This is a genomic window from Deinococcus sp. Marseille-Q6407 (assembly GCF_946848805.1).
Lineage (GTDB): Bacteria > Deinococcota > Deinococci > Deinococcales > Deinococcaceae > Deinococcus.
This window is the reverse complement of sequence record NZ_CAMPFU010000002.1, coordinates 965,171-989,542: the sequence shown is the minus strand read 5'-3', so window position 1 is coordinate 989,542 and position 24,372 is coordinate 965,171. Positions and strand designations below refer to the sequence as shown.

Genomic DNA, 24,372 nt, shown 5'->3' with positions numbered 1-24,372 from the left:
GCCGGGCCGGAAACTGCCTACTCGCAGCTCAGCGCCGCTTCCCGCGAGGCCCAGACATACTGCACCTGCTGGGGTGGCAGCGCCCGCAGAATGGCGGCCCGGCTCTGTGCAGGCTGGGCGCTGGCCTGAACGAGGTTCCCGGCGCGGTCATAGTCCAGCTGAATACGGCTGAGCCGCCGCCCCGCCTGCCAGCGCTCCTGCGTGACCTGGTTCTGCCGCCCGGCCCAGTCCAGCCAGAAGTTCCACTCGGTCCGCGCTGCGCCGCCCAACTCCACCTTCCGGAAACGCCGCAGCGTGCCGCGCCCATCGCGCCAGAAGGTCCGCGCTTCCTGACGGCCGCCACAGGGGTCCCGCCAGACGCGAGTCCGGGCGTGGTAGTGGCCCGCCGCAATCTGTTGGTTCACGAATGCGGCATTGTCGCTGGGAGCCGCCAGAGCGCCGGGCAGGCTGATCAGCAGCGCCAGGGACGGCACGAGGCGGGGCAGCAGGAAAGGGCGCATGGGCCCAGGCTAGCGTCTGTTCTGCACCGCAGCGTTGGGCAGCTGAGTAAAGTGCCGGGCTGTCAGACAGCGCTGTGGAAGCGGGCCAGCCGCCCCACCCAGCGCCGGGTCTGCGCCGGCGAGCGCAGCCGCATCACGTCCAGGTGGGGAGAGCGGGCCAGCTGGCGGGGCGTGGTGCGCCTCCGTTTCCAGTGAGTTTTGAAGAACCAGCGCAGAATGCCGTCGCGTGCCAGCAGGGTCTGCCACTGCTCCCGGTTGCCGTTCCAGAGTTCCTCACGCGTCCACATCCGCCGCAGCGTGCGCGTCAGCAGCCGCCAGAACACCACCGGAGCTGGGTAGTCCAGCCACACCACGGTGTCCGCACGCGGCCAGCTGATGTCCTGCGCTTTGGTGTAGTTGCCGTCCATCACCCAGGCGTCCTGCGCGGTAAAGGCGTCCACGGCGGCGCGGAACTCTGCAAGCGGCGCTTCCTGCCAGCCAGCCAGATGCTGCCAGGCGTCCTGCTCGGCGTGGGGAAGCCCCAGCACCCGCCCCAGTTCGCGGGCCAGGGTGGTCTTGCCGCTGCCGGTGGTGCCGATGACAAGGATTCGCCGTGGATGAGGTTTGAGCATCAGGGACTGAAGCTAGCGTGCCGGGCCCGGAAGAGGAATGCGCCAGATGGCTTAGCGGCGCGGGAAACAAAAGACAACCGCCGCTCCCGGTTGGAAACGGCGGTCCATCTGGTGGAGGCTAAGAGATTCGAACTCTTGACCCTCCGCTTGCAAAGCGGATGCTCTCCCGCTGAGCTAAGCCCCCTCAGCGCTGAAGAATCTTAGCACGGTTCTCATTTGTTGGCAAGCGTTACCCTGTGAAGCATGACGCACCTTTTTCCCCGCACGGCTTCCCGCTCGGGCCTCAGTGACACCATCGCCGCCGTGGCGACGGCGCCGGGGCATGCGGGGGTGGGGGTGGTGCGGGTCAGCGGCCCGCAGGCCCTGCCGCTGGCCGACCGGCTCTTCCGGGGTCGCTGCCAGCCTTCGGCCACGCCGGGCGGCCGTTTCCTGTTCGGACACCTGCTGGACGCGCAGGGCGAGGTGCTGGACGAGGGCCTGTGTCTGATTTTCCGGGGTCCGCATTCCTACACCGGCGAGGACGTGGCCGAATTCCAGACCCACGGCAGCCCCGCCGTGCTGGCCGAGGTGCTGACCCGTTCGCTGGAGCTGGGTGCTCGCCCTGCCCGGCCCGGCGAGTTCACGCTGCGGGCCTATCTGGCCGGCCGGCTGGACCTGACCCAGGCCGAAGCGGTGCTGAATCTGGTGGAATCCAGCACCGACACCGCCCGCCGGCAGGCCACCCTGGGGCTGTCGGGGGCGCTGGGCGAGCGGGTAGACGCCATCGCCCGCGACCTGACCCTGACTCTGTCCAGCATCGCCGCGCTGCTGGACTACCCCGACGAGGGCGTGCCGGAAGCGGAGCGCCAGGCCCCGCTGGCCCGCGCCGCCGCCGAACTGGAAGCCCTGCTGGGCACCGCGCAGGCCGGGCGGGCGGCGAATCAGGGTGCCCGCATCGCCTTGGTCGGGGCGCCCAACGCCGGCAAATCCAGCCTGCTGAATGCGCTGCTGGGCTACGAACGCTCGATCGTCACGCCGATTGCGGGCACCACCCGCGATTATCTGGAAGCGGGCCTCTCGCTGGCCGGAGTGCCGGTCACGCTGGTAGACACTGCCGGCCTGCGCGATACCGCAGACGTGGTGGAAGCGGCCGGGGTGCGGCAGGCCTACGCCCTGGCCGAAGGCGCCGACCTGGTGCTTACCCTCAGCGACGGCTCGCAGCCGCGTGAAGCGCTGCCGCTGACCCTACCGGCCGGCGCGCGGGCCATTCACCTGCGCACCAAGGCCGACCTGCTGGCCGCATGGGACGACCCCGCCTGCCTGCCGGTCAGCGCCCAGACCGGCGAGGGCCTGCCGGAACTGCGGGAGCGGCTCCAGGCCGAGTTGCTGGGCGACGCCTCCCGCAGTGAAGCCTGGCTGGGCAGCGAGCGGCAGGCCGACGCTGCCCGCCGGGCGCTGGAGCATGTGCAGCTGGCGCAGTCGCTTCCCGACGACCTGGCCTCCATCGAGCTGGAAGAAGCGCTGCTGGCACTTGCGGAGCTGACCGGCCGCGACGTGAAGGACGACGTGGTGGACGCCGTCTTTCGCAACTTCTGCGTGGGGAAATAGGGCAGAGGGGGCGAGGCACAGCCCACAGCCCGCAGCCGCTCTTATCCCACGCCCCCGGGCGCTCCTTACACTGCAGCATGCCCAAAATGACATATTGGATGGCTCTGACACTGGCCCTGTGGCCGGCTTCTGCCCTGGCGGGCGGCGGCAGCTCCGCTCCTGTGGCTGCGTCTGGAACGATGGTTTCGGCTGCCTCTATCCCCGCTTTACCTCTGCGCCGTGCGGAGCCGGCGGGCACGGTCTCTGCTCCTCGGTCTCCTGCTCCTCAGCCCTCTGCTCCTCAGGCCCCCGCAGTCCAGACCGAGAACACCACCCTCGCCCTGGGCGACTTCCAGAGTCCGGCGCAGTGGACTTATCCGGCGCAGCCCCAGGCCAGCGGCCGCGTACCCGCCGTCCTGCTGATTCACGGCTCCAGCCCGGCCGATATGGACTTTACCTACACCGGGCCGCAGGGACAGGTCGTGTCCAGCATCTTCAAGGACATCTCGCAGGCGCTGGGGCAGAGCGGCATTGCCAGCCTGCGCTACAACAAGCGTTATGTGAGCGGCCCCGGTCAGGTGGACTATGCCCGCTTTTACGGCCAAGCTGACCTGAACACCTTCCTGGCCGACGCCCAGACCGCTCTGGACACCATGCGCCACAACCCCTGCATAGACCCGAAGCAGATTTATGTGTATGGCTGGAGCGAAGGCAGCACTGTGGCTGCCGAACTGGTGCGCCGCAACCCCGATGTGGCGGGCCTGATCGTGCAGGGGCCGGTGGCGCTGGACTGGCCTGAACTCTTTGAAGCCCAGCTGACCGATGTGCAGTTGCCTTATCTGCGCCAGGTGGCTCCTGGCGGCCTGAGTGCCGAGAATCTGGCCGCCGTGCTGGCCGCGCCGGGCGCCGGCCTGGTGGCCCGCAACGCCGTGGGCTTTGCACTAGACCCCAGCAGCTTTACGGGCGGCGCGCCCAAACTCAACCCCGCTGCCGACCGTGATGGAAATGGCGTGATTGATCTGGACAGCGAGTACCTGACCGGGGCGCGGCAGAGCCTGGCGACGCAGCTGAACTCGCCTGCCGGATTCCTGAACATCTACAGCCCGGCGCGGGCGCTGCCCAGCGTGACCGCTCAGGCGCCGCAGCTGAAGGTGCCGGTGCTGGTCCTGCAAGGCACCAACGACGCCAACACGCCCGCCGCTTACCTGCCGCGCCTGACGGAAGCGCTGGACGCGGCCAGGGTGGACAGCACAGTGCGCCTGTATCCTGGCCTGGGCCACAGCCTGGGGCCGGCCACCAGCCTGGTGGCCGATGATTTCGCGCCGATTGCCCAAGAACCGCTGCGGGACTTGGTGAAGTGGCTGAGAGAAAAGAGCAGCCAGAAGTAGGCTGCGTCAGGGGCGGCAGGAAGGCCGGCGCCTCAGCTTTCCTCCGCCATCCCCAGCACGTCCAGCACGCCGCTGCCACGGGTGGCGTCTTCCAGCGCCTGAGCGAAGCTGGCCTCGTCCTCAGGGTAAAGCTGCAGCGGCAGCGTTACGCCTTCGGGTGTGTAAGCTTCCTCGCCCTTGATCACGTCCCAAGTGTCCAGCAGGTGGTACAGGGCGCCCTGCTCGGCAAAACCCACGCTGACCGTGGCTTGCAGCCGGGGCCGCACCACGAGGTGCTGGGCGGTCCGCAGCACCTCGGCCGCGCCGCCGCCGTAGGCCCGCGCCAGCCCGCCGGTGCCCAGCTTGACGCCGCCGTAATAGCGCACCACCACCACCATCACGTGTTGCAGCTCCTGGCCCTCGATGGCCCGCAGGATAGGCGCACCTGCCGTGCCGCCCGGTTCGCCGTCGTCGTTGAAGCGGTATAGCTCGCCGATGCGGTAAGCCCAGCAGTGGTGGGTGGCGTCCGGGTATTTGGCGCGCACTTCGGCCAGAAAAGCCAGCGCGTCCTGCGGGGTGTCGGCGCGGCGGGCATAAGCCAGGAACTCGCTGTTCTCGATCACGCTGCCGCAGCGGTGCGGAGCCGCCAGGGTGGTAAAAGGGTCGGGCAGCCGGGCGATGTCGGTCACAGCAGGCCCCGGCGCTCCAGTTCGGCCCGCGCCTGCCACAGCACCAGACAACTGCTGCCGTCCTGAATCTCGCCGCGTGCCAGCCGGGCGTAGGCTTCCGCCAGCGGCACGGTGAACCGCTCGATGGTTTCGGTGGCCTCGTGCGCCGTGTCGCCCAGGCGTACACCCAGTGCCAGCAGCGGCAGAAACACCACCCCGCTGATGCTGGGCTGCGTGTAAAAGCCCGGCAGCGCCACCCACTCGGCCGCCTCGCCGCCCACTTCCTCTTTCAGCTCGCGTGCGGCGGCGTCCAGCGGGGCCTCGCCACGCTCCACGCCGCCGGCCACGATCTCGGTGATGGTGGCCCGCAGCGGATAGCGGTATTGCCGGATCAGCACCGCTTCGCCGGCTTCCGTCACCGGCAACACGAATACGGCCTGGTGCCCACGCGGGCGGTACTGATAGTCGGTTTCCACGCCGGGGCGCACCTGTACCCGGTCCTGCAACACGCGGCGGGGCGGCCCGGCGAGTTCCTGGCTGCTCAGCGTCTGCCAGGGCTGCTGCTTGTCCTCGGTCAGCCGGGCCCAGCTCGGATGGGGCTGAAAACTCATGGTTCAGGCTAGCAGAAGCGGGCCTTACATCACCCGGTACATCCAGCCGTGCCGGTCCTCCTGTCGGCCGTACTGAATGCCGGTCAGGGTGTCATAAATCTCGGCGGTCACTGCTCCCTGCGCCAGTTCCACCTCGCCGCCTTCAAAGCCCAGCCGGCCGATGGGCGTGACCACCGCCGCCGTGCCGCAGGCGAACATCTCCGACACCTCGCCGCTGCGGATGTCCTGCACCAGCGCTTCAAAATTGATGGCCGTTTCCTCGACCTGCCGGCCCGCGCCGCGCAGCAGCTGGATGATGGCCGAGCGGGTGCCGCCTTCTAGGATGGTGCCGGTCAGCCCGGGTGTTTGCACCGTGCCGTCGCGGCGCACCACGAACACGTTCATGCCGCCCAGTTCTTCCAGGTTGGTGCCATGCACGCTGTCCAGGTAACAGACCTGCTCGTAGCCCTGGGCCTGAGCTTCCTGCTGCGGCAGCAGCGACGCGGCGTAGTTGCCGCCGGTCTTGGCGGCGCCGATACCGCCGGGGCCGGCGCGGTGGTACTGCTGGGTGACCCAGATGCTGACCGGTGCAAAGCCGTTCTTGAAATACGGCCCGCTGGGGCTGGCAATGCACAGATACCGCGCCGAGGCGCTGGGCTTGACCCCCAGCCCCGCGCCGTCACCGAAGATGAAAGGTCGCAGGTACAGGCTGCCGCCTTCCACGTGCGGCACGTACTCGTGGTCGGCCCGGATCAGGTCCACCAGGCTGGCCAGGAAATCCTCGGCCGGCAGTTCGGGCAGCGCCATCCGCCGGCAGGACGCTGCCAGCCGCTCGGCATTGAACATCGGCCGGAACAGCCAGATGCTGCCGTCGGCGTGCCGGTAGGCCTTGAGGCCCTCGAACACTTCCTGGGCGTAATGCAGCACGTTGGCGCTGGGGTCCAGCGGAATGGGGCCGTAGGGCAGCAATTGCAGCTCGCTCCAGCCGGTCTCGGCGGTCCAGCGTGCCGAGGCCATATGGTCGCTGAAATCGCTCCCAAAGCGCAGGTTCTGCATGATCTGTTCGCGCTCGGCGGCGCTGCGGGGGCGGGAACCTTCGCCGGTAGCGTAGCGGCCCTGCACGGTATCGGCGGTGGGCGCAGGGCGAGTGGCGGCGTCTTCGAGGGTGGTGGGTCGGGGTCCGGTCATAGGGAGTCTCCAGTCGGTGGGATGGGGCGGGTTCTTCAGCGAAACAAAATGATGTTAGGGTACCGGCAGTCTAGAGGACGCCGGCCAGCCTTGCAGGCGGAGCTGGGGGCCAGCCGGCCAATCTCAGCGCCGCTGCCCGGAGTCAGAGTGCCTGTTCGATATCGGCCTGCAGGTCGGCCAGTTCTTCCAGGCCCACCGTCATCCGGATGGTCTGCGGGCTGACACCGGCAGCGCGGCGCGCTTCCTCGGGCACCCGGCCGTGGGTGGTGGTCCAGGGATGCACCACCAGAGTGCGGGTGTCGCCCAGGTTGGGAGCGATACGCAGCAGCCCCAGCCGGCTCAGGAACCGTGAAGGGTCCGGCACGTCAAAAGTCAGGATGGCGCCCTTGCCATGCGGCAGATAACACTGCGCCCGCTCATACGAAGGGTGGCCCGGCAGCCCGCAGTAGCTCACGGCGCTGACCTTCTCCTGTTCGGCCAGCCACTCGGCCAGGGCCTGCGCCGTGGCGCACTCGCGGTCCAGCCGCACGCCCACCGTTTCCAGTCCCTGTCCCAGCAGAAAAGCCGAATGGGGCGCCAGGGTCATGCCCAGCTGACTGGCGCCCAGCCAGCGCTGCCACTGCGCCAGTGCCTGCTCGCCGTGCAGGGCCAGCGGGCTGCGCCCTCCGCCCCCGGTAAAAATGGGATTGCGGCTCAGGTCCGCGCCGTGGCCTACGCTGATGCTGCCGCCCATGACGCTGCCGTGCCCACCGGCCCATTTGGTCAGGCTCTGCACGCTCATGTCGGCGCCGTGTTCCAGCGGGCGCACCAGGTAGCCGGCGCCGCCCACCGTGTTGTCAATCGCCAGCAGGGCGCCGGCGGCGTGTGCCACCTCCGCCAGGCCACTCACGTCGGCCACGTCGCCGCTGGGATTCGAAATCATCTCGGCCCACAGTACCCGGGTACTCGGGCGCAGCGCCGCCTGCATCGCTGCGGGGCTGCCGTCGGTAAAGGTCGTCTCGATGCCCATCAGCGGCAAGACATTTTGCAGCAACCCGGCCGAGCCGCCGAACAGCGTGGCCGCCGAGACGATATGATCGCCGGCCCGGCACACGCTCATCAGTGCCGTGAAGGTGGCCGCCTGACCGCTGGAAAGCGCCAGGGTATGCGCGGCGCCTTCGAGGCTGCTGAGGCGTTCTTCGAGCTGCTGCACGGTCGGGTTCTGCATCCGGGCGTAACTCAGGCCGCCGCCACCGGCGAATTCTTCCTGTGCCTGTTCCAGATTCTCGAACTGAAACGCGGCCGCCGTATGAACCGGCAGGCCGATGCTCTGGCCCAGGCCGCGCGGAATCGCGCTCTGTACCGCGCGGGTGGCGTAGCCCCAGCCGGGTGCGGCCGGGTTCGGCTCTCCAGAGTGGGAGTGGGTGGTCGGCACCGGACAGTCTTGATCGTTCCCCATAGGTCACTGTAGTCCATCCGTTTGTCAGCGTTTCTGCGTGCAGCGCTGCCAGACAGCAGAAAACCCGTACCTGGGGAAGGTACGGGCTGCTTTGGTCAGGGGTGGGAGTGAGTGACTCAGTCGGTCGCGGGGGCCGGGGGCAGGCCCGGTTCCGGGCGAATCACAGTGGTTTCGCCTTCCTGACCCTGCACGCGGGCCACGGCGTCACGCACCACTTCGCCGGTAATCAGTTCCTGGGTCAGCAGGGCTTCGGCCACCTCGTGAATGGCGTCCTTGTACTCGGCAACCAAGGCCTTGGAGCGTTCGTAGGCACGGTATAGAATCCGCTTCACGTCCTCGTCCACCAGCTGAGCGGTGTGTTCGGAGTAGTTGCGGGTCTTGGCCATGTCCTCGCCCAGGAAGACGGGGCCGCCGTCGTCAGGGTTCAGGGCCATGTTGGCGAAGTTGTCGCCCATGCCCCACTCCAGCACCATCTTGCGGGCCATGTTGGTGGCCTTTCGGAAATCGTCGGCAGCGCCGCTGGTCACGGTGCCGATAAAGAATTCCTCGGCGGCGCGGCCACCCAGCGACACGACCAGCTGGTTTTCCAGCTTCTCGCGGCTCATCAGCACGTTTTCTTCTGGCAGGTAGAACGCGGCACCCAGCGCCCGGCCACGCGGAATAATGCTGACCTTCTGCAGTTTGTCGCTGCCAGGAATCACGGCGGCGGTCACGGCGTGCCCGGCTTCGTGATAGGCGATGGCGCGCTTTTCCTCGGGCCGGATGGTCAGCGAGCTGTTTTCCAGGCCCAGGGTGATCTTGTCGAGCGCCCGGTAAAAGTCGCTCATGTCGATCTTGGTCTTGCCGATGCGGGCCGCTTCCAGCGCCGCTTCGTTGGTCACGTTCTTGAGGTCGGCGCCCGAGAAGTAAGGGGTGCTCTGGGCAATTTCCGGCACGTTGACGCCTTCGCCCAGCGGCTTGTTGCGCAGGTGCACCTTGAGAATGGCCTCGCGCTCCTTGAGGTTGGGCAGGTCGATGGTCACCTGACGGTCGAAGCGGCCGGGGCGCAGCAGCGCGGGGTCCAGCACGTCGGGGCGGTTGGTGGCGGCCAGCACGATCACGTTGCTGGTCTTGTCGAAGCCGTCCATCTCGGAGAGGATCTGGTTGAGGGTCTGCTCGCGTTCGTCGTGTCCGCCGCCGATGCCGGCACCGCGCTTGCGGCCGATTGAGTCGATTTCGTCGATGAACATGATGGCCGGAGCGTTCTTGCGGGCGTCCTCGAACAGGGTCCGCACGCGGCTGGCGCCCACACCCACGAACATTTCCATGAATTCCGAAGCACTCACCGAGAAGAAAGGCACGTCGGCTTCACCGGCAATGGCGCGGGCCAGCAGGGTTTTCCCGGTTCCGGGAGGGCCCACCAAGAGCACACCCTTGGGAATCTCGGCGCCGATCTGGTGGTACTTGCCGGGGTTCTTCAGGAAGTCCACGACTTCGACCAGCTCTTTTTTGGCTTCTTCGTGCCCGGCCACGTCGGTGAACTTGGTTTCGACCTTGTTCTCCTTGCCGTACTTCTTGGCCTTGCTCTGGCCGAACTGCATCATGCCGCCCTGCGAGCTCTGCGCCCGGACGAAGAAGAAGTAGAACAGCGCGGCCAGCATCAGCAGCGGCAGCAGGCTCAGCAGAATGCTGAACCACTGGCTGGGCTCGCGGAAATTGACGGTGACGCCCTGCTTACGCAGTTCAGGCACCAGTTCGTCGTCGCGCACAGCCGAGGAGGGCGCGAGCTGCACCGTAACACCCTTGACTTCACGCGGCTGCGTGCCGCCGGGGGTGTCCACGTTCACCTGCGTCGGGGCAGTCAGATCGACCGTGGCACGCGAGCCCACGATATCGACCCGCTCGACCCGGTCCTGCTGCAGCAGGTTCTGGAATTCGGAATAGTTGACGGTGGGACGGCCCACGTTCGCGGTCTGCGAGAACATCAGCATCAGCGTGAGCACGAACAGGACAATCAGCCAGGGATTGAGCTTTTTCAAGAAAGGACCTCTGGGGAGTGAAGAAATGACCCGCGGGATGCCCCGCCTTATCGGGGGCCTGCGCAGCCTTGCTGGCGGCCGGTCAGGTCAGTGGCGTCAGTCTACCAACCCCCTGTTAAGAGATAGGGGCAAAAGACACCCGGCGCGGCGGCCGGAGCTTGACGGTTTCCTTAACCGGCCGGGAACCGGGCTTATCTTTGCGGTCATGGGGCGCATGGGTGCAGGCGCTTGGAGCGGGCTGCCGGCACATAGGTGCAGCTGACTCAGTCCAGCCGGTCGGTGCTCTGGGGCCGGGATGCGGCGTGGTCGCCATTTTCCTGCTGCGGTGCAGCGTTGTGTGACAGCGGGCTGTGCAGCAGTGGATTGTTCACAGCTGTGTTGTGCGCCGGGTCCAGTGGTGCGCCAGGCTGAGGTGCCGTAGGCGGGGCCGGGCGCTGGGTTGCCTGGGCAGGCGGGTTTAGAGAGCGGCCATGCTTGGTCCAGCCAAAGGCCCGCAGGGCGTCGGCCACCAGCCAGACGGTCAGCAGTCCCCACAGCACGGCAGGCAGCCAGCTCCCCGCGCTGGCGGCGCGGTAGGCGAGGGCGGCGGTCAGCACGCCCAGCAGCAGGCTGAGCACGAGGATGACCAGAGGCGAGGGACGGCGCTTGCCCAACATGCCTGGCAGTCTAGCCGCAGCTTTCTCACAGGGGCCCTACAGCACAGCGGCCCTGCAAGTTTCCGTCCCCGCTGGCCCGTGACAGAAGCTCTCCCCGTACACTGGAGCATATGAGTGCTTCTTCCCCCGTTTCCCCGGCAGACGCGCCCAAGGTGCTGGTGATGGTCAGCGGCAGCGTGGCGGCCATCAAGGCGCCTGCGGCGCTGCGGCGGCTGCGTGAGGCCGGCGCCCGGACCCAGGTGATTGCCACCCGCGCCGCCCTGGAGTTCGTGACCCCGCTGAGCCTGAGCACCGCCGGCGCCTGCGAAGTGGCGACCGACACGACCTGGTTTGCCGCGCAGCCGCAGGCCCAGCACCTGACTCTGGCCCGCTGTGACGTGGCTGTAATCGTGGGTGCCGGGGCCGACGCTCTGGCCCGCGCCGCGCAGGGCCGCGCCGAGGATTTGCTCAGTGCCACGCTACTCAGCGTGCGGGGCCCAGTGCTGTGGGTGCCGGCCATGAATGAACGGATGTGGCAGCATCCTGCCGTGCAGGCCAATGTGGAACGCCTGCGCAGTTTCGGGCACCATTTTCTGGGGCCGGTGTTCGGGGCCTTTGGTACGGCGGGCGAGGGAGAAGGTCTGGGCCGGATGGCCGAGCCGGAAGACATCGCCGCCGAAACGCTGCGCCTGGCCCGCCCCCGGCCGCAGGACCTGGCCGGCCGGAAAGTGGTGGTCTCGGCCGGGCCGACCCGCGAATACCTCGACCCGGTGCGGTATATCAGCAACCCCAGTTCCGGCAAGATGGGCTTTGCGGTGGCCGAGGCGGCGGCGGCGCGCGGCGCGGACGTGACGCTGATCAGCGGGCCGGCGCAGCTGCCTACGCCGGCCGGTGTGCGGCGGGTAGACATCCAGAGCGCTCTGGAACTGCACAGCGCCGTGGTGCAGGCTGCGCAGGACGCCGACTTGGTAGTGATGACCGCAGCGGTGGCTGACTACCGCGCCGCCGAGGTCAAGACCGAGAAAGAAGCCAAGGGCGGCGAAACCAAGACCATCGAGCTGGTGAAGAACCCGGATATTCTGGCCGCGTTGGGCGCCGACAAGGGCCGGCGGGTGCTGGTGGGCTTCGCTATGGAAACCCACGCCGGGGTGGAGCGCGCCGCTGGCAAGGCCCAGCGCAAGAACGCCGATTTTATCCTGCTGAACTACCCCACCCAGGAGGGCACCGCTTTCGGCGGCGACGACAATCAGGTCACGCTGGTCCGTGCCGACGGTTCCCACGAAGCCTGGCCGCGCCTCAGCAAACGCGAGGTGGCTGAGCGCCTGCTGGACCAGGCACAGGCCCTTTTGCCGGCGAATTAACTGCCGACAAACAGGAACTGGGCCGGGGAGCGCCGCCGGGTACGCTACACTGGGCCAGCGCTGTCTAAGCGGCTCCGACCCACAGTTGAAGAAAGCCTGTAGATTTATTCAGATATTCTGCATAAAATAACGCTCGTGCTATCGAAAGAACAACGCCAGCGTCTGATCCAGGACATCATCACCCGTGAAAGCATCTCGACGCAGGCCGAACTGGTCGAGCGGCTGCGGGCCGATGGGATCGCCGTCACGCAGGCCACCGTCAGCCGCGACATCAACGAACTGCGGCTGGTGCGCCTGCCGGTCGGCAAGGGCCGGCACCGTTACGCGCTGGCGCATGTGCAGAGCGAACTGGACCTCAGCGACGAAATCGCCCGGCTGTTTCAGAACTTTGTGCATGATATTGACCACGGCGAGAACATCCTGGTCATCAACACTGCCGAGGGCCATGCCAGCGGCGTGGCGTTGATTCTGGACCGCCTGCGCCGCGACGACATCGTGGGTACCCTGGCCGGGGAAAACACCATTCTGCTGGTGGCCCGTACCACCGCCGACGCCGAAGCCCTGGTCGAGGAACTGCACGAGCTGATGATGGGCTAAAGGCCCCGGCCTGATTCCTCGCTGGGGCCGGGAATCAGAGGTCAGGGAATATCGTCCTCATCCAGGGCAGGCAGGTCGCCCACCGGCAGGTCCACATAGGCCTGGGCGCCCTGGCCCGGCTGACTTTCCAGCCAGATGCGCCCTCCGTGGGCGTCCACGATTGAGCGGGCGATGCTGAGGCCCAGCCCGGCGCCGCCACGGTCACGGCTGCGCGAGTCTTCCAGGCGGTAGAAGCGGTCGAACAGTTTTTCCAGCTGTTCCTGGGCAATCCCGGGGCCGTTGTCCGAGACGCTGAGGCGCAGCCAGCCCGGTTGCGGCTGCACCGAGCCCAGTTCGATCCGGGTCGCGCCGGCTTTCAGGGCGTTGCTGATCAGGTTGTTCAGCACCTGCCGCAGCCGGTCTGGGTCGGCCTCGAAGGGAATGTCCGCGCCGCTGCTGACCAGCGCAGCGCCCTCGCCTTCCACCATCGGGCGCAGTTCACGCACGATTTCTTGCAGCAGCATCTGCGAAAACAGCAGCTGGGGCTTCAGTGTTAGCACCCCGCCGTCGGAACGGGCCAGTTGCAGCAGGCTACCGATCAGGTCGGTCATCCGGGCCGATTCACGCTGAATAATCTGTATGCTTTCGCGTTGCTGTGGGTCCAGCTGTGTGCGCCGCAGGAGGTAGGTGGCATGCCCGCCGATGGCCGTGACCGGGGTGCGCAGTTCGTGGCTGGCGTCGCTGGTAAAGCGGCGCTGCACCTCGAAGCTGTCTTCCAGCCGTTCCAGCATCCCGTTAAAGGCCAAAGCCAGCGCCTCGACCTCGTCGTCCGACTGCGGCACCGGCACCCGGGCCTGCAGGTTCTGTGAATCGATGCCCTCCACTGCCTGCCGGACCGCGCTGAGCGGCCGCAGGGCCCAGCCGGCCAGCGCATAGGCCCCGATACCGGCCAGGAAGCTGCCGATCAGGAGCAACGCTCCCATGATCAGCTGCAAGCGGGCCAGCGTGCGGTTGACTGCGGTCAGGCTGCGGCCCACGAAGGTCACCGCAACCAGGTCTTCGCGGCCGCCACCCTCCTTATAAAAGGGCAGAGAAGTCAGGGTGACCAGAATCCGCATAGGCTCAGGCTCAGCAAACTGCGGCTTGACCGAGCGGCTGATTAGGATCTGGCCGGAAGGTGCTTCTAGCAGGCGTGCCAGTTCGTGGTCGCTCAGTTCCAGCGGTGCCTGCGGGTCAATGCCTACCGGCCGCAGGCGCAGCGCTGCACTCTGCTTATGCACGAAATCCAGCAGCGCTTGCCGCGCGGCACTGTCCTTTGCAGCTGCCCATTCGGTCTGTAAGTTGGCGGTCTGCGAACTGGGCACCACCGGGTCTACCTGCACGACCGATGAGGGAAACTGGCTGCGAACCGCGGCCAGACTGCCACCGTCGGTGCGGTTGTCGCCTGCCGTCAGGTGCAGTCCCGGCACCAGCGCTATGAACTGGGTTTGGGTGTCGGCCAGGTCATTTTCCAGCGACCGCTCCAGGTCGTGCCGCATCATGGTCTGCACGGCAATGGCCGTCAGCAGCAGCAGGATGACCAGCAGAGCGGTGTAGAAAGTCGTCAGCCGGCGGCGCAGGGTGGTGGCGCGCCAGCGCTGACGGAGAGACTCCAGCATGACCGTTATTCTTCGCGCAGCACGTAGCCTACGCCGCGAACGGTATGAATCAGTCGGCGCTCACCGCCCTCTTCCAGCTTGCGGCGCAGGTAGCCGATATAAACGTCCACCACGTTGCTGCCGCCAGTGTATTCCGGCCAGACTTTTTCCTCGACTTCGAAGCGGGAAAAGACCTTGCCGGGGTTGCGGGCCAGCAGCTCCAGCAGCTCGAATTCCTTGGCAGACAACTCCACACGCCGTCCGCCCCGGAAAATCTCGCGGCCGTCCAGGTTCATCACCAGGTCGGCCACCCGCACCTCGCCGGTTACGGCCGGGTTCACGCGGCGCAGGTGAGCGCGCACGCGGGCCAGCAATTCCTCGATGGAAAAGGGCTTGATCAGGTAATCGTCAGCGCCCGAATCCAGGCCCTCGACCTTGTCCTGGATGCCGTCCTTGGCCGTCAGGATGATGATGGGGGTGTTGCTGGTCTTGCGGATGCGCCGGGCAACTTCCAGGCCGTCCAGCACCGGCAGCATCAGGTCCAGTACCACCAAGTCGGGAGCGACCTCGCGGAACTTGCTCAGCCCGGTGACGCCATCGTAGGCCACATCGGTGCTGTACCCTTCCGCCCCCAGTTCCAACTCAATGAAGCGGGCAATTTCTTTTTCGTCTTCGATGACGAGAACCAGGGGCTTGCGTTCCATGACGGCAGTCTAGTGGCATTCTCATGAGAAGGCGGGTGTGATCCTTAACCGGCTTTCATTTCATCACTGCCGGGGTGCAGGTTGGAAGGCACCGCGCGGTAGAAAACGGCCCCACTGCTCTGTAGCAACTCAAAACCGCGCAGGGGCGGTAGCGCCCGTGGCTGTAGCCGGCTGAAGCCCTGGCCGGGGCGGCTTTCTAGCAGCTGTGCCATTTCAGGACACAGTAGGGTCTCGCCGGGCAGGGCATTGCTGCACAGGCGCTGCGCCAGATGCAGCGGCAGGCCGCACGGCTGCGGCTCACGCCAGGGCAGGAGGGCCAGTTCTCCGGCGGCCAGCCCGGCCCGCAGGGTTAAGCTCAGGTCAAGTGCTCCAGCCAGCGGCAGGGCGCCCGTCAGCTGATGCGCCTGCTGCGCAGCTTCCAGCGCAGCTCCGGCCTGATCCGCCGGCCAGCAGGCCAGCGCAGCGTCACCCTGCAGGGGGAGAAGCCACCCCCCATATCCTTCCAGCAACTCCACTATTTGCAGGCTCCACTGGTTTAGTAGGGCGGACCAAGTAGAAAGGGGCAATTGCTGCGCCAGCGCGGTGCTGCCAACCAGATCCAGCATCAGAACACAGGACTGCGCGGCGGTGGAAAGAGGGAGTGCCTGAGCGGGGGGGTCAGGAAATAATTGCATAGGAAGCCTCAAGGGGGAGATTTGGAATATTTCCAGAAAGATCTGAAGATTAGAGCCAAATGATATCTCCTATAAGTCCCTGAAAAGTGTGCTGTGAACTTTTCAACTCCTCTGTCTTCAAGCTTCCTTTTAAGAAGTATGGATAGGACGAAAAAAAGCAGTGCCAAGGCATCTGCTATGCCTGGCACCTTCATGGAATATTCCAAATATCTTAGGCTGTTTTGTCAGTCCCTCTCTTCATTTGGCTGCCCTTTATGAGCCTCTCTCGGCCTTTTTCTCTAAGCGGTAACCATGTAAAGGGGACAGAGTGGTAAAACGCAACCACTCGCCCACCTGTACGGGTAGGGTCCAGCTGCCGGCCGGGTAGGGGGGATAAGATGGGCAGCTCAGGACCAGCGGCAAGCCAGCGTCAACCACCACGGCGCGGCGGGTCTGAGCGATCACCTGGCCCACCCCCTGTAAGCTGGAACGGCCCAGCGACTCAGCCCAGGGCTGCTCTGGCGGGGAGCCTTCCAGGTGGGTCAGATCCGGATCAATCAGGCCGTGGATCACCACGCGGGCCGGGCCAGTGGGCAGATATGGGCCGCAGCGGTCCAGCAGATACAGTGCCAGATCCCCACAGGCGAATTCCAGCAGAAACGAACCTTCCGGCCGGGGCAGCAGCTCTCCCTGCGCGGCGTAGGCGGCATAAGCGTCGGCAAAATCTCCGGGCGAACTTTCCAGCATCTCTAGCCCGCCTCAGCCTACCAGGGTGCGCCAGGTCACGTCGGCCACCACGCCCACCAGCATGGTGATGGCCAGCCACATGTTGGCGTCGAAGAAAGCGACGTTGGCGCGGGTCAGGTCGTCAGGGCGCACAATGGCATGTTCATAGAACAGAATGCCTCCCATGATCATTGCGGCCAGGTAATACCAGCCGCTGGCATGCACCGACCAGCCCACCGCCAGCAGCAGCAGGAAAGTCAGCAGGTGGCTCCACTTGGCAATCTGCAGCGCCTTGGGAATGCCAAAGCGGGCCGGAATGCTCTTGATACCGCTGCGCCGGTCAAAGTCATAGTCCATGGTGGCATAGATGGTGTCCAGCCCGATCATCCAGAAGATGACCACTGCCCATAGCAACCAGGCCGGCAGCGCAAAAGCGCCGGTTACCGCGATCCAGCCGCCGGCCGCCGCTGCCCCGTCGGTGATGCCCAGCCAGACATGGCACAGCCAAGTAAACCGCTTGGTGTAGGAATAGCCGATCAGGAAGACTACTGCCAGGGGCAGCAGGGCCATACACAGAGGATTGAGCTGCCACGCAGCAAAGATGAGGACCGCCAGGCTGACCGCCACCAGCGCCCAGGCCGCGCCCGGCGAGACCTTACCGGCCGGAATTTCACGGCCCTGGGTGCGGGGGTTGCGGGCGTCAATAAAGCGGTCAATGACCCGGTTGGCTCCCATGGCCGCCGTACGTGCCGCTGCCATCGCCACCGTCACCCAGATCAGGGTGTGCCAGCCGGGCCAGCCGGTCCCGTTTTGCCAGTAAGAAGCCAGCAGCATCCCGGCGTAGGCGAACGGCAAGGCAAACACGGTGTGCTCGAACTTGACCATCTCTAGGAACTGTTTTGGTGTGTTGGTGGGGGCGGCAGAGGCAGGCAAACTCACGTCTGTTCAGCATAAGCCCTGCCTGACGCATCCAGGGGGCCCCCTTCACAAAGCGGAGAAATCTGCTATAGTGCCGGGCGCGCAAGGAAGGCGAGGCGTAGCGCAGGCCGGTAGCGCACTTGGTTTGGGACCAAGGGGTCGCAGGTTCGAATCCTGTCGCCTCGACCATTAAAACTCCCTTGCACAACTTATGCGGGATTGGTGTAGTGGTAGCACAGCAGCCTTCCAAGCTTCTGGCCTCGGTTCGAGTCCGTGATCCCGCTCCAGACGAGACTTCCCCCGCGGGGAAGTTTTTTCTTTTTCTTGGCGCCGGCCTGCTGCTGCGCTATCATGACGCGGCTGACGCGCCGATGCACCCTTAGCTCAGCTGGATAGAGCAACCGCCTTCTAAGCGGTCGGTCGTAGGTTCAAGTCCTACAGGGTGCGCCAGAGGATTCCCCGCCTGGTGCGGGGCATTTTTTATTTACCTCAAGCGCACTTCAATCGTGGGTCTGCTCGCCCCGTTTGCTGCGGCCACGCTGCACCTGCAGCTCAGCGGCTGGCACATTTTCCAGCATGCCGTTTTCGGTAACGAGGTCCACCTGCCCGGCCAGGGGATGTAGCTTGGTCACTTTGCCGCAGGCGCCGCTTTCGGTGTGACAGGCGCGGGTGCCGCGGCGTGGCAGGTCACGCAGCAGTTCCAGGTACATTGGGTGTTCGTACTGCAAGCAGCACATCAGCCGGCCACATGGCCCGCTCAATTTATCGGGATTCAGGGGCAGTTGCTGATCTCGGGCCATCCGGATGGTGATGGGCGGCAATTCCTGTAAAAAGCGGCTGGAACAGTTTTCCCGCCCACAGGCCCCGATGGCACCCAGCACCACGGCCTGCTCGCGGGCTCCCACTGCTGTGAAATTGACCCGTGCCGGGGTGTACTGCCTGACTTCGGCAATCAGCCCCCGCAGGTCCAGACGGTCCTCGGCCGAGTAACTGAGGGTCAGCAGCGCCTCATCCAGCGTGAATTCCAGGCTGACGATCTTGACGGCCAAACGTAGCGCCCGTGCCTGTGCCCGCAGCGCCCACTTGATGTCCTCAGCCAAGGCGCTGAGGCGGGCCGCCTGTGCCAGGTCTTCCGGGGTGGCTGCCCGCAGAATCTCACCGCTGGGAGCTTGAGCAGCGTGGGGGCTGTCAGGTGCTGCCTCGCCGCGTGCCGAGGCCAGTTCCGGCCCCCGCTGGCCCTGGACGACCACCGGCGTGCCGCTGGGATAGGACTGCTCACTGATGACGGCATGAAGGGCCGGGCTGCGGGGGTAACGGACAAGCTGCATCTCTGTTCAGCATGCCACGCCGGGAGGCCGCGTATGGTGCCGCCCGGCGGGTTCTTGTCCGGAAGGTGCCTAGAACAAATGAAAAGCCCCCGCACGGGGCAGGAGCCAAAAAGGGGTGGTGCCGGCGGGGGGACTCGAACCCCCACGGTTTCCCGCTTGATTTTGAGTCAAGTGCGTCTACCAATTCCGCCACGCCGGCGCTGGGGCTTATTCGGCCAGACCTTCCAAATCTAGCGTGCTGCGGAAAGCCGGTCAACCTACAGGGCACTGGCTCTCCCTATGGGCGTGGCGGGCAGGCCGAAAAATGAGGCACGGCCTCAGCAAAATTGAAGAGAAGCCGCCCAGCGCTTAGGCGCCCTGTAGCGTAAGGCATGCGACGCTTACTTCCTTTTGCAGCCCTGTTGATAGTTCCCTCTGCGCTGGCTGGTGGTGCTGGCATGCCGCTGTCTGTGGCTCCCGCTGGACAGACCAGCCCGGTCACTTACCACCCCTCGGGCGGCACGCTGCCGTTTTCCGACGCGGTGGAAGTGGGCCACACCCTTTATCTCTCGGGCAAAATCGGTACTGGCGCCGACGGCAAGCTGGTGCCCGGCGGCGTGCAGGCCGAAACCCGGCAGGTCCTGGCCAATATTGAAGCCTCGCTGAACAAATACGGCTACGTGCGCGCCAATCTGGTCAAATGCACGGTCATGCTGGCAGATATGGGGGACTTTGCCGCCATGAACGAAATCTACGGCGCCTGGATGCCCCGGCCCTACCCGGCCCGCTCGGCCATGGGCGTGTCGGGTCTGGCCGCTGGGGCCAAAGTCGAAATCGAGTGCATCGCTGCCCGCTGAGTTGAACGCTGGCAGGCTGTCTCAGCACTGGGTCCAGCACAGCTGAGCGCCTGCCAACTGGAAGCTGGCCCGCCGCTTGGCCTACTGAGCGCATGATGTCCAGCGTGCCTGGGCCGAAGCCGGCGGCAGCCACCTCGGCCCAGGCAGCTGCCTCGGTGGTGGGCTGTACATCCACTTCTGACGGCACTTCTGGCAGGTTCCGTAGGTCATGTGTGTAAAGGTGCGGCAGGTAGTCCAGCCGGTAGCCCCATGCATTCAGGGCCGGCAGCAGGTATGGCAGGTCGGAAGAGAGCAGCTTGACCGTTGCCGGAAGCTGCTGCGCTGTGCAGAAAGCTTCGAACTCATAACTTGCACCTTGCATAGCTGAGCGAATAGCCGTGCTGGCGCAGGAATTCTTGCTCTTTCCGAAGCTGGCCCAGCAGGTGGTTGAGCCTGACTTCGGGGAACAAGGCGTAGAGAGCCAAGCGTGCAGCTTCCTTCAAGGTCAGGGCCTCTGAGCGGTGCAGCGTCGTCAGGGTGAAGGCCAGGAAGACCATCAAAATCCAGCGGTCCAGACCCCTGGCAGTTCGCAGCGCGAACTGCGCCAACCCAAACTGATGCTTCCCTTCTTTGAAAAACGACTCCAGTGCCCAGCGCCGTTTTCCTTCGGCCAGGATGTCATCCCCCTCTAACAGCTCAGACGACACCGCGAAGAATTCGCGGTCCCCACGGTCCATCCTCCCCAGAGACAGCGTTTCCAGAGGCCAGTTGGCGAGGTTGACGTACCCCCCATGCGGACAGTCCGCCACCGTCACCTGTCCAGGATGGTCTGTGCGTCGGTTGCTCCGCACACCCACCACGAACTCAAAACCCAGGCGCTGCACACCGTCCAGAAAGACAGCGGATTCGAATCCGCTGTCCGCCAGTACGCAGACCTGAAAGCGTTTCCCCACGAAGTCTGGCACCTCTTCCAGCAAGTCGAGGGCCAGCGTGACCGGGGTGCTGGTGTGCTTGCCCTGGTAGATCCGGTAAGAAATGGGGAACTTCAGTTCCCCATACTCGGCGAACAGGACCACCAGATGGATGCCGTGCCTGCCGTTGTAGACGCTGACGTAGGGCAGTTGAGTCCCCACCTTTTCCACCGTGGTCAGGTCCACACTGAGACGCAGACGAGGTCTGCGTTTGTGACGAGCCGCGTCCAGCAACATGCGCCATTGGGTGTCCTGCATCTCTTCCCAGCAACGGTCTGAATCCCAGTCGTAGATGTTGAAGAAACGGCTGAGTGCACTGGGGCTGACTCCCTCTGCCTGGCTGAACTTGGTCTTCTGACCTGGACTGTGGAAGAGGTGCAGCGAAGCCTCCAGGCTTCGCCGTTGGTACAGCGTCTCTGGAATGTCCAGAATCCGCTGTGAGAGAATATGGGTGCGCTCCCCTGAAACCTGTTTGTACACACTTCCAGAATTTCAGCTCTGGGAGCGCTTTTTGTCTCCCTATACAGGTGCAAGTTCTGAGTCGAAGGCCGCCCATTCTGTAGCTGTAGGTGCGCGCTGACCGCTGTGCCAAGCGGTGTCGAGCGGCGCACCCCGGCCAGCTTGTGCGGCCACCAGTGGCCCGAACTCATGCGCTTTGCCTCCGCTGAGCAGGGCACTGCGGCGGTGCGCCGCGATTTCGGCAGCGAGAAGCTGGGGCATGGAAGCAAGCATAAGAACAGTCTAGAAGGAACGCGACCTTTGCTCCCAGCCGGCGGCCATAAAGCGGGCGGGCTGCCGCAACTCTATGGCCGGGGCCCCGAAATCCCCCGCGCCCATCCCCTAAACTAGAGGGCAATGACCCGCAGCCCCCAGATCCGTAACTTTTCCATCATCGCCCACGTGGACCACGGCAAATCCACGCTGGCCGACCGTATCCTCGAACACCTCGGCGCGATGGGCGAGCGCGATAAGCGCGACCAAACCCTCGATACGCTGGAGCTGGAGCGCGAGCGCGGCATCACCATTAAATCCACGCCCATTCGCCTGAAATATCTGCGTGGCGACGAAGAATACATCTTCAACCTGATCGATACGCCCGGGCACGTGGACTTCAACTATGAGGTGTCGCGCTCGCTGGCCGCCTGCGAGGGCGTGCTGCTGCTGGTGGACGCCTCGCAGGGCGTGGAGGCGCAGACCATCGTGAACGCCTACCTCGCCATCGACAACGACCTGGAAATCGTGCCGGTGGTGAACAAGATCGACCTGCCGGCCGCCGACCCCGAGGGCGCTGCGCAGGAGCTGGAAGAGGTGATTGGGATTCCCGCCGAGGACGCCGTGTTCGCCAGCGGCAAGACCGGCCAGGGCGTGCCTGACATCCTCGAAGCCATTGTGGAAAAGATTCCGGCGCCGGTCGGCGACCCGGAAGCGCCGCTCAAAGCGCTGATTTTCGATTCCTTTTACGACGCTTACCAGGGCGTCATCCTGTTTGTACGGGTGCTGGAGGGCACCATCAACCCCAAGGACCAGATTTATCTGATGAACGCCGGCAAGTCCTTTGAGGTGGACAAGGTGGGCACTTTCAGCCCCGGCCTGGTGGTGGGCGACACCCTGGGCGCTGGCGCGGTGGGCTGGGTGGCCGCCGGCATCAAGGACATTCAGGATGCACAGGTGGGCGACACCCTGACTGGCCGGGATGAGCGCACTGCCGAAGCGTTCCCTGGCTTCAAGCCCGCGCAGCCGGTGGTGTTCTCGGGCCTTTATCCCACCGACACCGAGGATTACCGCAAGCTGCGTGAAGCTCTGGAAAAACTCAAATTGAACGACGCCGCCTTCTCCTTCGAGCCGGAAACTTCCGAGGCGCTGGGCTTCGGCTTTCGCTGCGGCTTTCTGGGGCTGCTGCACGCCGAAATCATCCAGGAGCGGCTGGAGCGCGAGTACGACCTCGACCTGATCGCCACTGCGCCCGCCGTGGTCTACCGGGTCACGCTGACCAATGGTGACGTGTTCGAGACCCAGAACCCCGCCGAGTTCCCCACCCGCGACCGGATCGAGTTGGTGGAGGAGCCTTACATCAAGCTGAGCGTGATGGTGCCTGAGGATTATGTGGGCCCGGTGATGCAGCTGCTGCAGGAGCGCCGCGGCGCCATGCAGACCATGAACTACGTGGGCAAGCGGGTAGAACTGGTCTATGAGGTGCCGTTCGCGGAAATCCTCTACGACTTCCACGACCGCCTGAAATCCATCTCGCGCGGATACGCCAGCATGGACTACGAGCAGATCGGCTACCGCGAGGGCGACCTGCGCAAGGTGGACATCATGGTCAACAACGAGGTGATCGACGCCCTGGCCGTGATCGTGCACGAATCCAAGTCCTACAGCCTGGGCCGCAAGATCGTGGACAAAATGGCCGAGGTGATTCCCCGGCAGATGTTCCCGGTGCCGGTGCAGGCCACCATCGGCGGCAAGATCATCGCCCGCGCCACCGTCAAGGCGTACCGCAAGGACGTGCTGGCCAAGTGTTACGGCGGCGATATCACCCGCAAGAAGAAGCTGCTGGAAAAGCAGAAAAAGGGCCGCGCCCGCATGAAGCAGTTCGGCACGGTGGAGGTGCCGCAGGAAGCTTTCTTGGCGGTGCTGGCTTCCGAAGACTGAGGCCTGGGCGTCCCTTCGGTGTGGGGAGCGGCCGTGTGGGGAGCAGCTGTGGCAGTCTGAAGGTTCCCCCGCTGCTCTGCACATCCGGCAATTTGTTAATAGAGCCGACAATGGCAGCATGACCCTGAGCCGCCCTCCCCACGCGCCCGAATTCGACAGCACCCTGGCGTTGCTGTCCGAGGGCTATCCCTTTTTTCTGCGCCGCGCCCGGCAACTGCACACGCCGGTCTTTGGCTTCCGGCTGGCCGGCGTGCCGTTCAAGGCCCTGAGCGGCGAGGCCGCCGCCCGGCTCTTTTACGATGAGGCGCTGTTTCAGCGTGAAGGCGGCACCCCGCCGCCCCTCAAGCACACGCTGCTGGGCGTAGGCGGGGTGCAGGGGCTGGACGACGCCGAGCACCGCTGGCGCAAGGACATGTTCATGTCGCTGATGACCCCGGCGGCCCTGGCCGAGATGCAGGCCATCACCCTGCGGCAGTGGCACGCTTACGCCGCCAAATGGGAAACCGCAGGAGAAATCGTGCTGCTGGACGAGGTCTCGGAGCTGCTGGCCCGCGCTGCCTGCGAGTGGGCCGGCGTGCCGCTGCCGGAAGCCGAAGTGCCGCTGCGGACCCGGCAACTGCGTGATCTGATCGAATCACCGGCGGCCCTCGACTTCAAGCAGGTGCAGGGCCGGCTCTCGCGCCGCGCCGCTGAGGCCTGGGCCGGGCGGATGGTCGCTGGCGTCCGCAGCGGCACGCTGGACGCCCCGGAAGGCCGCGCCCTGAAAGTGATTGCGCTGCACCGTGACCTCAGCGGTGAGCTGCTGACGCCCAAGGTGGCGGCGGTGGAGGTGCTGAATATTATCCGGCCCATCGTGGCGGTGGCCCGCTACGTGGTGTTTGAAGCTCTGGCGCTGCACGAATATCCTGCCGAGCAGGCGCGGGTGCGTCAGGGCGGCGCGGCCGAGGCCCGGCAATTCGCGCAGGAGGTGCGGCGCTTCTATCCCTTTTTCCCGGCGGCGCCTGCCCTGGTCCGTGAGACGTTTCGCTGGCAGGGGGTTACCTTCCGGCCCGGCGACCGGGTGATGCTGGACCTGTTCGGCACCAGCCGCGAGCAGGCGGTCTGGGGCGACCCCGACACCTTCCGCCCGGCCCGCTTTGCGACCTGGGACGGTTCGCCGTTCAACTTCGTGCCGCAGGGCGGCGGTGATCACTGGCTGGGGCACCGCTGCGCCGGCGAGTGGCTCACTATTGACCTGATGGTGCAAGCCGCGCAGTTCCTGACACGCGAGCTGACCTACCGGGTGCCGCCGCAGAACCTGGCGGTAAAATACAGCCGAATGCCGGCGCAGCCCCAGAGCGGATTCGTGACTGCGGACGTGCGCCGCAAGGAGGCGTAACTACGGCAACCTCAAGAGTCAAACGTGGCCGCCGCCTGCTGCTGGGCCTGGGCAGCCTGCTGCTGCTGCGCC

General features: G+C 65.5%; 23 protein-coding genes and 5 tRNA genes. 10 read left to right on the top strand and 18 right to left on the bottom strand.

The window, feature by feature from the left end:
- Window positions 1-17: 17 nt before the first annotated feature.
- The 3 genes from OCI36_RS06815 to OCI36_RS06805 all read right to left on the bottom strand — a co-directional run bounded on the left by OCI36_RS06815 (window position 18) and on the right by OCI36_RS06805 (window position 1,295).
- Entirely contained in the window at window positions 18-500 is a 483-nt protein-coding gene (locus OCI36_RS06815; RefSeq protein ID WP_261664313.1) for a hypothetical protein, read from the bottom strand.
- A gap of 62 nt (window positions 501-562) precedes the next feature.
- Window positions 563-1,111: an adenylate kinase gene (locus OCI36_RS06810; protein ID WP_261664312.1), complete on the bottom strand. Its 549-nt coding sequence runs from the start codon at window positions 1,109-1,111 to the stop codon at window positions 563-565.
- Window positions 1,112-1,220: 109 nt separating this feature from the next.
- Window positions 1,221-1,295 (bottom strand) — tRNA-Ala (locus OCI36_RS06805).
- A gap of 59 nt (window positions 1,296-1,354) precedes the next feature.
- Between OCI36_RS06805 and mnmE the strand changes: the two genes are divergently transcribed.
- Together mnmE and OCI36_RS06795 are read left to right on the top strand one after the other, a co-directional pair.
- Window positions 1,355-2,698, top strand: coding sequence for a tRNA uridine-5-carboxymethylaminomethyl(34) synthesis GTPase MnmE (gene mnmE, locus OCI36_RS06800; RefSeq protein ID WP_261664311.1), 1,344 nt, complete (start codon window positions 1,355-1,357; stop codon window positions 2,696-2,698).
- A 77-nt stretch (window positions 2,699-2,775) separates the two neighbouring features.
- A complete protein-coding gene (locus OCI36_RS06795) occupies window positions 2,776-4,065 on the top strand; it encodes an alpha/beta hydrolase family protein (RefSeq protein ID WP_261664310.1) in 1,290 nt (429 codons plus the stop codon).
- Between the two features lie 32 nt (window positions 4,066-4,097).
- On the opposite strand, the gene OCI36_RS06790 is transcribed toward OCI36_RS06795, so the two are convergent.
- The 6 genes from OCI36_RS06790 to OCI36_RS06765 all read right to left on the bottom strand — a co-directional run bounded on the left by OCI36_RS06790 (window position 4,098) and on the right by OCI36_RS06765 (window position 10,602).
- Complete coding sequence (locus OCI36_RS06790) at window positions 4,098-4,724, bottom strand: IMPACT family protein (RefSeq protein WP_261664393.1); 627 nt, start codon at window positions 4,722-4,724, stop codon at window positions 4,098-4,100.
- Between the two features lie 5 nt (window positions 4,725-4,729).
- Window positions 4,730-5,323 carry an NUDIX domain-containing protein gene (locus OCI36_RS06785; protein ID WP_261664309.1) on the bottom strand — a complete coding sequence of 198 codons (594 nt, stop codon included), beginning with the start codon at window positions 5,321-5,323 and terminating at the stop codon, window positions 4,730-4,732.
- Window positions 5,324-5,347: 24 nt separating this feature from the next.
- A complete protein-coding gene (locus OCI36_RS06780; protein WP_261664308.1) occupies window positions 5,348-6,490 on the bottom strand; it encodes a branched-chain amino acid aminotransferase in 1,143 nt (380 codons plus the stop codon).
- 142 nt (window positions 6,491-6,632) lie between these two features.
- Window positions 6,633-7,928: an aminotransferase class V-fold PLP-dependent enzyme gene (locus tag OCI36_RS06775; protein WP_261664307.1), complete on the bottom strand. Its 1,296-nt coding sequence runs from the start codon at window positions 7,926-7,928 to the stop codon at window positions 6,633-6,635.
- Window positions 7,929-8,044: 116 nt separating this feature from the next.
- Window positions 8,045-9,946, bottom strand: coding sequence for an ATP-dependent zinc metalloprotease FtsH (ftsH, locus tag OCI36_RS06770; protein ID WP_261664306.1), 1,902 nt, complete (start codon window positions 9,944-9,946; stop codon window positions 8,045-8,047).
- A gap of 263 nt (window positions 9,947-10,209) precedes the next feature.
- Window positions 10,210-10,602 carry a hypothetical protein gene (locus OCI36_RS06765; protein ID WP_261664305.1) on the bottom strand — a complete coding sequence of 131 codons (393 nt, stop codon included), beginning with the start codon at window positions 10,600-10,602 and terminating at the stop codon, window positions 10,210-10,212.
- Window positions 10,603-10,712: 110 nt separating this feature from the next.
- On the opposite strand from OCI36_RS06765, the gene coaBC reads away from it, so the two are divergent.
- Entirely contained in the window at window positions 10,713-11,942 is a 1,230-nt protein-coding gene (gene coaBC, locus OCI36_RS06760) for a bifunctional phosphopantothenoylcysteine decarboxylase/phosphopantothenate--cysteine ligase CoaBC (protein WP_261664304.1), read from the top strand.
- Window positions 11,943-12,077: 135 nt separating this feature from the next.
- On the top strand, window positions 12,078-12,539 hold the full coding sequence (gene argR / locus OCI36_RS06755) for an arginine repressor (RefSeq protein WP_013615251.1): 462 nt from the start codon (window positions 12,078-12,080) through the stop codon (window positions 12,537-12,539).
- 41 nt (window positions 12,540-12,580) lie between these two features.
- Here the strand turns inward: argR and OCI36_RS06750 are convergent, their stop codons facing one another.
- The 5 genes from OCI36_RS06750 to mqnP all read right to left on the bottom strand — a co-directional run bounded on the left by OCI36_RS06750 (window position 12,581) and on the right by mqnP (window position 17,177).
- The gene (locus OCI36_RS06750; RefSeq protein ID WP_261664303.1) at window positions 12,581-14,176 is read right to left on the bottom strand and encodes a sensor histidine kinase; all 1,596 of its coding nucleotides are present in this window, start codon (window positions 14,174-14,176) and stop codon (window positions 12,581-12,583) included.
- Window positions 14,177-14,181: 5 nt separating this feature from the next.
- Window positions 14,182-14,859, bottom strand: a complete 678-nt coding sequence (locus OCI36_RS06745) for a response regulator transcription factor (protein WP_261664302.1) — start codon at window positions 14,857-14,859, stop codon at window positions 14,182-14,184.
- Window positions 14,860-14,903: 44 nt separating this feature from the next.
- Window positions 14,904-15,464 (bottom strand): adenylate/guanylate cyclase domain-containing protein, encoded by a 561-nt coding sequence (locus tag OCI36_RS06740; RefSeq protein ID WP_261664301.1) that lies wholly within the window; start codon window positions 15,462-15,464, stop codon window positions 14,904-14,906.
- Window positions 15,465-15,785: 321 nt separating this feature from the next.
- A complete protein-coding gene (locus OCI36_RS06735; protein WP_261664300.1) occupies window positions 15,786-16,259 on the bottom strand; it encodes a hypothetical protein in 474 nt (157 codons plus the stop codon).
- 12 nt (window positions 16,260-16,271) lie between these two features.
- On the bottom strand, window positions 16,272-17,177 hold the full coding sequence (mqnP, locus tag OCI36_RS06730; RefSeq protein ID WP_261664299.1) for a menaquinone biosynthesis prenyltransferase MqnP: 906 nt from the start codon (window positions 17,175-17,177) through the stop codon (window positions 16,272-16,274).
- A 91-nt stretch (window positions 17,178-17,268) separates the two neighbouring features.
- On the opposite strand from mqnP, the gene OCI36_RS06725 reads away from it, so the two are divergent.
- The 3 genes from OCI36_RS06725 (at window position 17,269) to OCI36_RS06715 (ending at window position 17,606) form a co-directional block, all read left to right on the top strand.
- Window positions 17,269-17,345: transfer RNA gene (locus tag OCI36_RS06725), tRNA-Pro, on the top strand.
- A 24-nt stretch (window positions 17,346-17,369) separates the two neighbouring features.
- A tRNA-Gly gene (locus OCI36_RS06720) sits at window positions 17,370-17,443 on the top strand.
- Window positions 17,444-17,529: 86 nt separating this feature from the next.
- A tRNA-Arg gene (locus OCI36_RS06715) sits at window positions 17,530-17,606 on the top strand.
- A gap of 50 nt (window positions 17,607-17,656) precedes the next feature.
- Here the strand turns inward: OCI36_RS06715 and OCI36_RS06710 are convergent.
- Together OCI36_RS06710 and OCI36_RS06705 are read right to left on the bottom strand one after the other, a co-directional pair.
- Entirely contained in the window at window positions 17,657-18,484 is an 828-nt protein-coding gene (locus OCI36_RS06710; RefSeq protein WP_261664298.1) for a stage 0 sporulation family protein, read from the bottom strand.
- 116 nt (window positions 18,485-18,600) lie between these two features.
- Window positions 18,601-18,683 (bottom strand) — tRNA-Leu (locus tag OCI36_RS06705).
- Window positions 18,684-18,921: 238 nt separating this feature from the next.
- Here OCI36_RS06705 and OCI36_RS06700 point away from each other — a divergent pair.
- Window positions 18,922-19,320 (top strand): RidA family protein, encoded by a 399-nt coding sequence (locus OCI36_RS06700; protein ID WP_261664297.1) that lies wholly within the window; start codon window positions 18,922-18,924, stop codon window positions 19,318-19,320.
- A gap of 341 nt (window positions 19,321-19,661) precedes the next feature.
- Here OCI36_RS06700 and OCI36_RS06695 read toward each other — a convergent pair whose 3' ends face one another.
- Together OCI36_RS06695 and OCI36_RS06690 are read right to left on the bottom strand one after the other, a co-directional pair.
- Entirely contained in the window at window positions 19,662-20,750 is a 1,089-nt protein-coding gene (locus OCI36_RS06695; RefSeq protein ID WP_261664296.1) for a transposase, read from the bottom strand.
- A 39-nt stretch (window positions 20,751-20,789) separates the two neighbouring features.
- Complete coding sequence (locus OCI36_RS06690; RefSeq protein WP_261664295.1) at window positions 20,790-20,990, bottom strand: hypothetical protein; 201 nt, start codon at window positions 20,988-20,990, stop codon at window positions 20,790-20,792.
- Window positions 20,991-21,125: 135 nt separating this feature from the next.
- Here OCI36_RS06690 and lepA point away from each other — a divergent pair, with 135 nt between their 5' ends.
- Both lepA and OCI36_RS06680 read left to right on the top strand, forming a co-directional pair.
- Complete coding sequence (gene lepA, locus OCI36_RS06685) at window positions 21,126-22,922, top strand: translation elongation factor 4 (RefSeq protein ID WP_261664294.1); 1,797 nt, start codon at window positions 21,126-21,128, stop codon at window positions 22,920-22,922.
- Between the two features lie 118 nt (window positions 22,923-23,040).
- Complete coding sequence (locus OCI36_RS06680) at window positions 23,041-24,300, top strand: cytochrome P450 (RefSeq protein WP_261664293.1); 1,260 nt, start codon at window positions 23,041-23,043, stop codon at window positions 24,298-24,300.
- Window positions 24,301-24,372 lie beyond the last annotated feature (72 nt).